Raw genomic sequence first — 8,578 nt, 5'->3', positions numbered from 1 at the left:
GAATATCTTGAATATTAAAAAATCTACCTCTGATAAAATATTATTTAATTTTCTTGCTCAATATGCTGATGAGGTTTTGGATAAGGTTCCAAAAAGAATTGATTTTATTGAAAATGTTAAAGCTGCAATATTGAAGTCCATAGTTAATGGTCATCCTACAATATATGTGGTCGCCGAATATTTAAATCTGCCCATTCGATCTCTACAAAATAAATTAAAAAGTAGAAATGTTACTTTTCAAGAATTAATGAATGAAATACGCTTATTTTTAGCAAAAAAATATCTTTTAGAAGATCATCGTTCCATATTGGAGGTATCTCATTTACTGGGATATAAAGAGCAAACTTCTTTTATACGTGCTTTTAAAACCTGGACAGGGGAAAGCCCGATGAGATGGAGGGAAAAACATTAACATATATTTTAGAAATTATTTTTTATAAATAGGCTCCAATCTCTACTTTTAGGGAGATATGTTAAAAACTCAAGCTAGTTGGTAGACTAAATATAATGAGCCTTTATTTTCTTAATAATAGAGGCTAAGTCTTATATAACTGTAGAAAAGCTGACTTGTAAACTGATTTAATATTCATTTTAAGGGAGCCTATTTGTCTTATTTTATAATGAAAATATATAAACATTGAGTGAATGAACAATGATCTCATGTTAAGTTTCATGTGCTTAAAATAGATATTTTAGATTTATAAAAGTTATTTGATTATAGCCTGTAAAGTGGCTAAGCGGTATGATAGTTTCCATCTATACTTTGGAATGCGTTATGAAAATTGTTGCAGATGAAAATCTGGCATTTACTGAATATTTTTTTTCTGAATTCGGTGATATTCTCCAGGTAGCAGGGCGTACTTTAACCCACGCTGATGTCAAAGATGCCAATGCTTTACTGGTTCGCTCGGTGACCAAAGTCAATGAACAACTCATTCAAGGTACTGAGCTAAAATTTGTAGGTAGTGCAACGATTGGTACAGATCATCTTGATATTTCAAGTATAGAAAAACACCATATTACATGGTCGAATGCAGCAGGGTGTAATGCACAGGCTGTAGCAGAATATGTAATTACAGCATTATTGAAATTAAATCCTGAACTTATTGATCGAAATGAGCAATTTACTTTGGGAATTGTTGGGTTAGGAAATGTAGGGTCGCGTCTTGCTTATATGGCTGGACTTTTAGGATGGAATGTAATTGGATACGACCCTTTGGTTAGGCATGAAAATATTCAGCAAGTTGAGTTTGAAACGTTACTCGAACAGTCAGATGCAGTAACAACACATGTTCCATTAACCGAAACAGGATGTTATCCAACTTTTCATTTAATCAATAAAGAAGCATTATCGAAAATGAAAACAGAAGCCATACTTATCAATAGTGCAAGAGGCGCTGTGGTTTCTGAAAGTGCGCTAATTGCGGACATTGAAAAAAATAATCGTAAAGTTGTTCTGGATGTTTTTGAGCATGAGCCAGAAATATCTGAAAAATTAATAGATCTGGTGAGTATCGCGACTCCACATATTGCAGGTTATAGTCTCGAAGGCAAGGCTCGTGGTACGCAAATGATTTATGATGCTTTTTGTAGGACATTTGATTTTAATGCTGATAAAAAGTTTGAAACACAACTTCCGTTATGTAATCAATATTTTGATAAGCAAGATCTAAAATATACATTAAAAAAATACTTGATAGATATATATGATATTTCACGTGATGATAAAAATTTACGTGCTTGTTTAAAAGATGGAAAAATAGATCAAAAAGCATTTGATTATTTACGTAAAACTTATCCTCTGCGCCGTGAATGGGCAGCTCATGGAGGTCCAAAGGCATGAGTATTCATTATCAACCAACTTGTGACCTGAAAGCTCTAAAAGCTCGTGCCAAACTATACAAACAGATTCGACAGTTTTTTGAAGATAGGGGCGTTTTGGAAGTAGAAACACCTATACTCTCTCAAGCAGGTGTAACCGATGTACATTTGGCTTCGATAAATGCTCAGCGTCATGTGCAAGGTAAAAAACAAACTCATTATTTACAAACTTCACCAGAATTTGCGATGAAGCGTTTACTGGCAAGTGGTAGTGGTGCAATTTACCAAATATGTAAAGTATTTAGAGATGATGAGCATGGTCGAAAACATAATAGTGAATTTACCATGCTGGAATGGTACCGACCAGCATTATCTTTAAAAGAATTAATGCTTGAAGTAACAGATTTACTCAATATCGTTTTACTAGAGCGCTTTGGTGAGGTTCGGCCAACGATCTTAAGTTATAAAAATGCTTTTCAGGATCGTCTGGACATCAACCCTTTACAGGCAACGCTCAAGCAGTTGAAAGATACAGCACACCGTGTCGGGCTAAGTCTAGATCTAGGTGATGATCGGCTCGCTTATATTGATTTACTTTTTTCACATATGGTTGAGCCAAGCTTAGGCTTTGATACTCCAGTGTTTTTAACAGATTTTCCACCTGAAATGGCATCACTTGCTAAAGTTAAACTAGATGAAGATGGCGAAAAAGTAGCAGCACGTTTTGAGTTGTATATCGAGGGCCTGGAACTTGCTAATGCATATGATGAACTGATTGACGCTGAAATTCTACGTAGTCGTTTCGAAGCAGATAATGCAGAGCGAGAAAAATTGGGCTTACATATTATGCCGATAGATGAATATTTACTTGCCGCCTTACCGAATATGTCTGAATGTTCAGGGATTGCACTTGGTATAGACCGCTTGTTGATGGTGGTTCAAAATCAGATGAAACTGGAGAAAGTGATTACATTTCCAGCAAAAGTATCGTGATGTAAGAAAAACCTTCTTTTAAAAGAAGGTTTAATTTCTCAAATTATAATGCTATACATTTGTTTTATAAATTTAAAATTATTGGCAATTATTTAATTTTTTCTAATTAATTGTAGATTAGATCTTGATAGTGAATTTAGGATAAAAATATGCGATATATGATTTTATTAAAAATTATTTTAGGGGGTATTTTTCTAACTGGATGTACAACTACAAAATATATCTCCCAGCCTATAAATGAAAAAATTTACAGCATTGCATATCAAGTAGAACAAGATAATTTAGGTAAAGTTTATGCAATAGGTGAAAAATTTGATTATGTAATCAGCCCATGTGATAAATCGATTACTTATACAAAAGAAAGCTCCGAGCGTTGCAGAAATGGATTGGCATTTATTGTAAAGAATAGGCAGTATATTAGGGGTGTTGTCTTAGATTTTGAATTGAAAAAAACAGATTCAAAAATTAATGTAACTCAAGGTTATTACAAAGCATTTTTACCAACTAATTCTATTGGTAAAAAAGAATTTCAAGATAAAAACTCTTTCTTATATAAAGAAATTACGAAAGATGAAGAAAACCAATTTTCTATTTCAAATGATGACTTTATTAAGGTTATCATCCCCTTTCAAGGTGAAGTCGTGAAATTGAGTAATCGTGAACAAATTCTAAAATTAGGACAATTTAAGGAACCTCTTATTGTTCAAACATCAATGTCAGAAGTAAAAAAATCCAGATCATTAATGCCGATAGCAAAAGGTATTGGTGCAGTTATTATTGCACCTGTTGGATTAGTTTTGATGATTCCAGGAGTGGCTATAATAGGGTATTGCGAATCACATCATTGTTAAGATATACATGATTAAATCGTGAGTAATAAAATATTTATTTTCGAATTTTTGTTTGGAAAACAATAGCTATTCTTAAATTTAGTGTTTTTGTTGATCAAATGATCTGACTAAAGATTATTTGATCAACTTATTTAATTTCATAATGTTAATGGTGCTCTAAAGTATGCTTTAGTTCACTAATGGCTTCTATCCGACGTTGAATCAGCATTTCACCAATATCTGCACCCTTTATATCGGCTGGTAAATCCTGTGCTTTGATAGAACGGACAACATTTACCGCATCCAGAATATATTTTCCTTGAGGATAATCACGATCTTGCATCCCTAAGCGACCTTTAGCATCACATTCACATGCCTGAACGAATGCTTCAACACGTTCAGGACGACGCAGTACATCCAGTCGTTGTAGTAAGCGCCATAAAGTACCAGCTTTTAGAGTAAAAGCCTGATGTGCTTTTAAATGCTCTTTGCAAACAGCAAGTGCAAGTTGTTTGGTCAGAGTTGGAACTTTTAACCGTTCACTTAATGCTGTAACAGGGGCAATGCCACGATCTTCATGCATAATATGTCTAGGTAGTTCCTCTTTAGGCGTGAGTGCTTTACCTAGATCATGTACTAAAACAGCATATCGTACATCTAAAGAATAATTGGCTTTACATGCTTGCTGTAAGGACATGAGTGTATGGATACCACAATCAATTTCGGGATGATATTCAGGGCGTTGGGGTATACCAAACAATGCATCGATTTCAGGGAATAAAACTTTTAATGCGCCACATTGACGTAAAACATCAAAGAAGATGTCAGCATGATCTTCCATAAGCGCCCGTGAAGTTTCTTTCCAGACACGTTCCGGTGTAAGTGTGTTTAATTCACCCGATTCAGCAAGCTTTTGCATGAGTGTAAGCGTTTCGTTGGCTACACGAAAACCATAGGGATGATATCGGGCAGCGAAGCGCGCAACGCGAAGTACTCGCAGAGGATCTTCAACAAATGCATTAGAGACATGGCGAAGAATCTTATTATTTAAATCATCCAGACCATGATAAGGATCAAATATTTGACCTTGTTCATCCATAGCCATTGCATTAATGGTTAGGTCACGTCTGATCAAGTCATCTTCAAGACTGACACTCGGGTCTGTATAAAATTCAAAACCATGATATCCATGTCCAGACTTCCGCTCAGTACGGGCGAGCGCATATTCTTCTTTGGTTTCAGGATGGAGGAATACAGGAAAATCTTTCCCGACAGGTTGATAACCTTGGGCGATTAATTGGTCTGGCGTCGCACCGACAACAACATAATCTCTTTCTACAATAGGACGTCCAAGTATATGATCTCTGACTGCTCCACCAACTAAATACACTTGCATGAAAAAACCTCTATTCTTAAAGCAATCATGCTACAGAATAGAGGTTTTCTCAAGTCCGAAACTTTAGCTTTTTACTAAAGAGAGATGACTTATTGGTTTGCTTGTTGAATTTCAGCGACAGTTAAAGCAGTCATATTTACTAAACGACGTGTGGTCGTTGTTGGAGTTAAAATATGAACTGGTTTCGCAGCACCAAGCAAGATAGGTCCAATCGTTACATTATTGCCTGAAGTTGATTTCAACAGGTTAAATGAAATATTGGCTGCATCAAGGTTTGGCATGATCAACAAGTTAGCAGAACCTTTGAAACGAGAGTTCGGGAATGCAAAGTGACGAATATTTTCATCAAGTGCCGCATCACCGTGCATCTCACCCTCAACTTCAAGTTCAGGGGCGATCTGGTTTAATATCTCAAATACTTTACGCATTTTTTGTGCACTTGGATCAGTTTCATTTGAACCAAAGCTAGAATGTGAAAGCAGAGCAACACGTGGTGTCATGCCAAAACGACGAACCTCTTCAGCTGCCAAGATAGTCATTTCAGCCAGCTCTTCAGCAGTAGGATTCACATTTACATAAGTATCTGCAATGAACAGATTACGATCTTCAAGCATTAATGCATTTAGAGTGAAATAGTTGTTACGACCTTCTTTGAGACCGATCACGTTTTTCACAAAGTCCAAGTGAATATCATAGCTTGAGTAAGTACCGCACAACATACCATCAGCATGTCCATGGCGAACCAGCATAGATGCAATCAGGGTTGAGCGACGGCGAGCTTCACGTTGAGCATATTCAGGTGTTACCCCTTTACGTTGCATGATGTTGTAATAGTCATCAGCAAATTTCTCGTAATCTGGGTTTTTCTCCTGATCAACGATTTCAATATTTTCACCGTGTTGTAAACGAAGACCAAGTTTTTTGATGTTGGTTTCGATCACAGCAGTACGACCGACCAGAATAGGGAATGCCAAACCTTCATCAACAGCAATTTGTACTGCTCGAAGTACACGTAGGTCTTCACCTTCAGCATAGGCAATACGTTTAGGATCTGATTTTGCCTGTGCAAAAATTGGTTTCATCATAAATGCCGAGTTATAAACAAACTCAGACAAACGTTGACGATAAGCTGCAAAGTCTTCGATCGGGCGTGTTGCAACGCCAGAATCCATTGCTGCTTTCGCTACAGCAGGTGCAATTTCCAAAATCAGGCGTTGATCTAATGGACGAGGAATAAGGTAATCACGACCAAATGATGCTGATTTTTCACCATATGTTGCTGCATCAGCTTCAACATGAGCCATGCGCGCAATTGCATGTACGCATGCAATCTTCATATCTTCATTAATGGTTGTAGCACCTACATCGAGTGCTCCACGGAAGATATATGGGAAACAAAGCGCATTGTTAACCTGATTTGGGTAATCAGAACGACCTGTTGCCATAATGGCATCTGGACGAACCTCGTGTGCATGCTCAGGTAAAATTTCTGGATCCGGGTTGGCAAGAGCAAAGATAATTGGGTCTTTTGCCATTTCTTTAACCATTTCTTTGGTTAAAATGCCAGCTGCAGAAAGTCCAAGGAACATGTCAGCGCCTGAAATAACATCTGCTAATTGAGTGGCTTCGATATCTTGAACATAACGTTTTTTAGATTCGTCTAAGCCTTCACGTTTTGTGGTTAATAGACCACGTGAATCAGCAACAATGATATTTTTCTTGTCTACGCCTAATGCACATAGAAGATCTAGACAAGAGAGTGCAGCAGCACCAGCACCTGATGCTACGACTTTGATATTTTCAATTTTTTTATTTACGATTTGTAAAGCATTTAAAAGTGCTGAACCAACAATGATACTGGTACCGTGCTGGTCATCATGGAACACAGGAATTTTCATGCGTTCACGAAGTTTTTGCTCAATATAAAAACATTCCGGTGCTTTAATATCTTCTAAGTTGATACCGCCAAATGTTGGTTCAAGTGCCGCAACAATGTCGACAATCTTATCAGGATCATTTTCAGCAATTTCAATATCAAAGACATCAACACCAGCGAATTTTTTGAATAATACGCCTTTACCTTCCATTACTGGTTTTGATGCTAAAGGACCAATATTTCCTAAACCTAAAACAGCTGTACCGTTACTGACGACTGCAACCAGATTGCCGCGAGCTGTATAAAGTGCAGCTTTTGCTGGATCCTTTTCAATTTCAAGACATGGTGCTGCGACACCAGGTGAATAAGCAAGCGCTAGATCGCGTTGGTTAACTAACTGTTTACTCGGAGTAACGCTGATTTTCCCTGGCGTTGGAAACTCGTGATAATACAAAGCTTGCTGTTTTAATGATTGATCGTCCATCAGATTCTCGATTGTTACAATGTTCCAGCGAGGCTGGTAGTTTTGGCTAAATTTTCTCGAATATACCATTAGTTGAGCAATACGGACAGTCCAAAAGTTCCAATTTATAATAATCTTAGTGAAACTTATGCTGGATTGTCCTTAAACAGCAATCAGTTTATGCTGTTTTAGAAATTCTGTACTTTCAAGTGCATTTAACGGTTTAGAAAAATAAAAGCCCTGTAAGATGTCACATCCTTGATGTTTAAGGAAGTTGACCTGTTCAATCGTTTCAACACCTTCAGCAACGATATTCATACCCATTGCCTTACCCATTGCTATCATGGCGGTAATGATGGCTTCGTCTTTGTGATCGCCAATTTTATTCACGAAAGCACGGTCTATTTTTAAAGTATCAAATGGATAGCGAGTCAGATAGGCGAGTGAGGAATACCCAGTTCCAAAATCATCTAGTGAAATTGAGATATTTTCTTTTTTGATTTGTTCTAACAGTTTTTCAACATTTTTAGAATGATCTATCAGGGATGATTCAGTAATTTCCAGTTCCAGATGATGCCCATCAATATTATAAAGTTCTAAAGCTTCTTTTAGGTCTGTGAGCAAGCGACCACGATGTATTTGCTGAGCAACAATATTTACCGAAACGGAAATGTCAGGAAACCCGTGATTGATCCATGACTTGATTTGTTTACAGGTTTCTAAAAGAACAAAGTAACCAATTTCAGAAATCAGGCTTGATTCTTCAGCAAAAGGCAAAAAGGTATCTGGTGCAATCAAACCCCGAACAGGATGATTCCAGCGAATCAGGGCTTCAAAACCGTAAACTTTTTTTGATGTCAGGCTGATTTTAGGTTGATAGTAAACAATGAGTTCTTTATTTTTTATCGCTTGTCTTAGATCACGATCTAAGTTGATACTACTATTCAAAAGTGGTGAAGCTTTGTGTGAATACAGGCGAATGGTATTACCACCCAATTGCTTTGCTTCAGCTAAGGCTTGTTCTGCATGTATATTGAGACTGTCAATTTGTCGACCATGTTCGGGATATAATGCGACACCTATCGATACAGTAATGAAGTGTTCTTGAAGATTGATATAAAAAGGTTTATTCAATGCTTTCAGAATATTTTGGCAATGTTGCTTTACTGAATAATTATTTAAATTATAGATAATTGCAA

The 8,578-nt window shown here is 36.8% G+C and carries 7 protein-coding genes; 4 read left to right on the top strand and 3 right to left on the bottom strand.

What is annotated here, in order from left to right; genetic code table 11:
- The 4 genes from KPC_RS15575 to KPC_RS15560 form a co-directional block, all read left to right on the top strand.
- On the top strand, positions 1 to 412 hold a 412-nt coding region (locus KPC_RS15575; RefSeq protein ID WP_146196651.1), incomplete at its 5' end, for a helix-turn-helix domain-containing protein.
- A gap of 363 nt (positions 413 to 775) precedes the next feature.
- Positions 776 to 1,843 carry a 4-phosphoerythronate dehydrogenase gene (locus KPC_RS15570; RefSeq protein ID WP_121975272.1) on the top strand — a complete coding sequence of 356 codons (1,068 nt, stop codon included), beginning with the start codon at positions 776 to 778 and terminating at the stop codon, positions 1,841 to 1,843.
- Positions 1,840 to 2,814: an EF-P lysine aminoacylase EpmA gene (gene epmA, locus KPC_RS15565; protein WP_121975271.1), complete on the top strand. Its 975-nt coding sequence runs from the start codon at positions 1,840 to 1,842 to the stop codon at positions 2,812 to 2,814. Before KPC_RS15570 ends, epmA begins: the two co-directional genes overlap by 4 nt.
- Positions 2,815 to 2,963: 149 nt before the next feature.
- Positions 2,964 to 3,665: a hypothetical protein gene (locus KPC_RS15560; protein ID WP_121975270.1), complete on the top strand. Its 702-nt coding sequence runs from the start codon at positions 2,964 to 2,966 to the stop codon at positions 3,663 to 3,665.
- Positions 3,666 to 3,810: 145 nt separating this feature from the next.
- Here the strand turns inward: KPC_RS15560 and KPC_RS15555 are convergent, their stop codons facing one another.
- The 3 genes from KPC_RS15555 to KPC_RS15545 form a co-directional block, all read right to left on the bottom strand.
- A complete protein-coding gene (locus tag KPC_RS15555) occupies positions 3,811 to 5,040 on the bottom strand; it encodes a multifunctional CCA addition/repair protein (RefSeq protein WP_121975269.1) in 1,230 nt (409 codons plus the stop codon).
- An 89-nt stretch (positions 5,041 to 5,129) separates the two neighbouring features.
- Positions 5,130 to 7,400, bottom strand: a complete 2,271-nt coding sequence (locus tag KPC_RS15550) for an NADP-dependent malic enzyme (RefSeq protein ID WP_121975273.1) — start codon at positions 7,398 to 7,400, stop codon at positions 5,130 to 5,132.
- 141 nt (positions 7,401 to 7,541) lie between these two features.
- On the bottom strand, positions 7,542 to 8,578 hold a 1,037-nt coding region (locus KPC_RS15545), incomplete at its 5' end, for a putative bifunctional diguanylate cyclase/phosphodiesterase (RefSeq protein ID WP_146196650.1).

It is taken from the genome of Acinetobacter stercoris (assembly GCF_900323515.1).
GTDB lineage: Bacteria > Pseudomonadota > Gammaproteobacteria > Pseudomonadales > Moraxellaceae > Acinetobacter > Acinetobacter stercoris.
The sequence above is the reverse complement of the archived record's forward strand: the minus strand, read 5'-3'. Positions and strand labels throughout refer to the sequence as shown.

Excerpts from the sequence above, each read along its gene's own strand:
- KPC_RS15555 (WP_121975269.1), bottom strand. The coding sequence starts at position 5,040 with ATGCAAGTGTATTTAGTTGGTGGAGCAGTCAGAGATCATATACTTGGA.
- KPC_RS15560 (WP_121975270.1), top strand. The coding sequence starts at position 2,964 with ATGCGATATATGATTTTATTAAAAATTATTTTAGGGGGTATTTTTCTA.
- KPC_RS15550 (WP_121975273.1), bottom strand. The coding sequence starts at position 7,400 with ATGGACGATCAATCATTAAAACAGCAAGCTTTGTATTATCACGAGTTT.
- epmA (WP_121975271.1), top strand. The coding sequence starts at position 1,840 with ATGAGTATTCATTATCAACCAACTTGTGACCTGAAAGCTCTAAAAGCT.
- KPC_RS15570 (WP_121975272.1), top strand. The coding sequence starts at position 776 with ATGAAAATTGTTGCAGATGAAAATCTGGCATTTACTGAATATTTTTTT.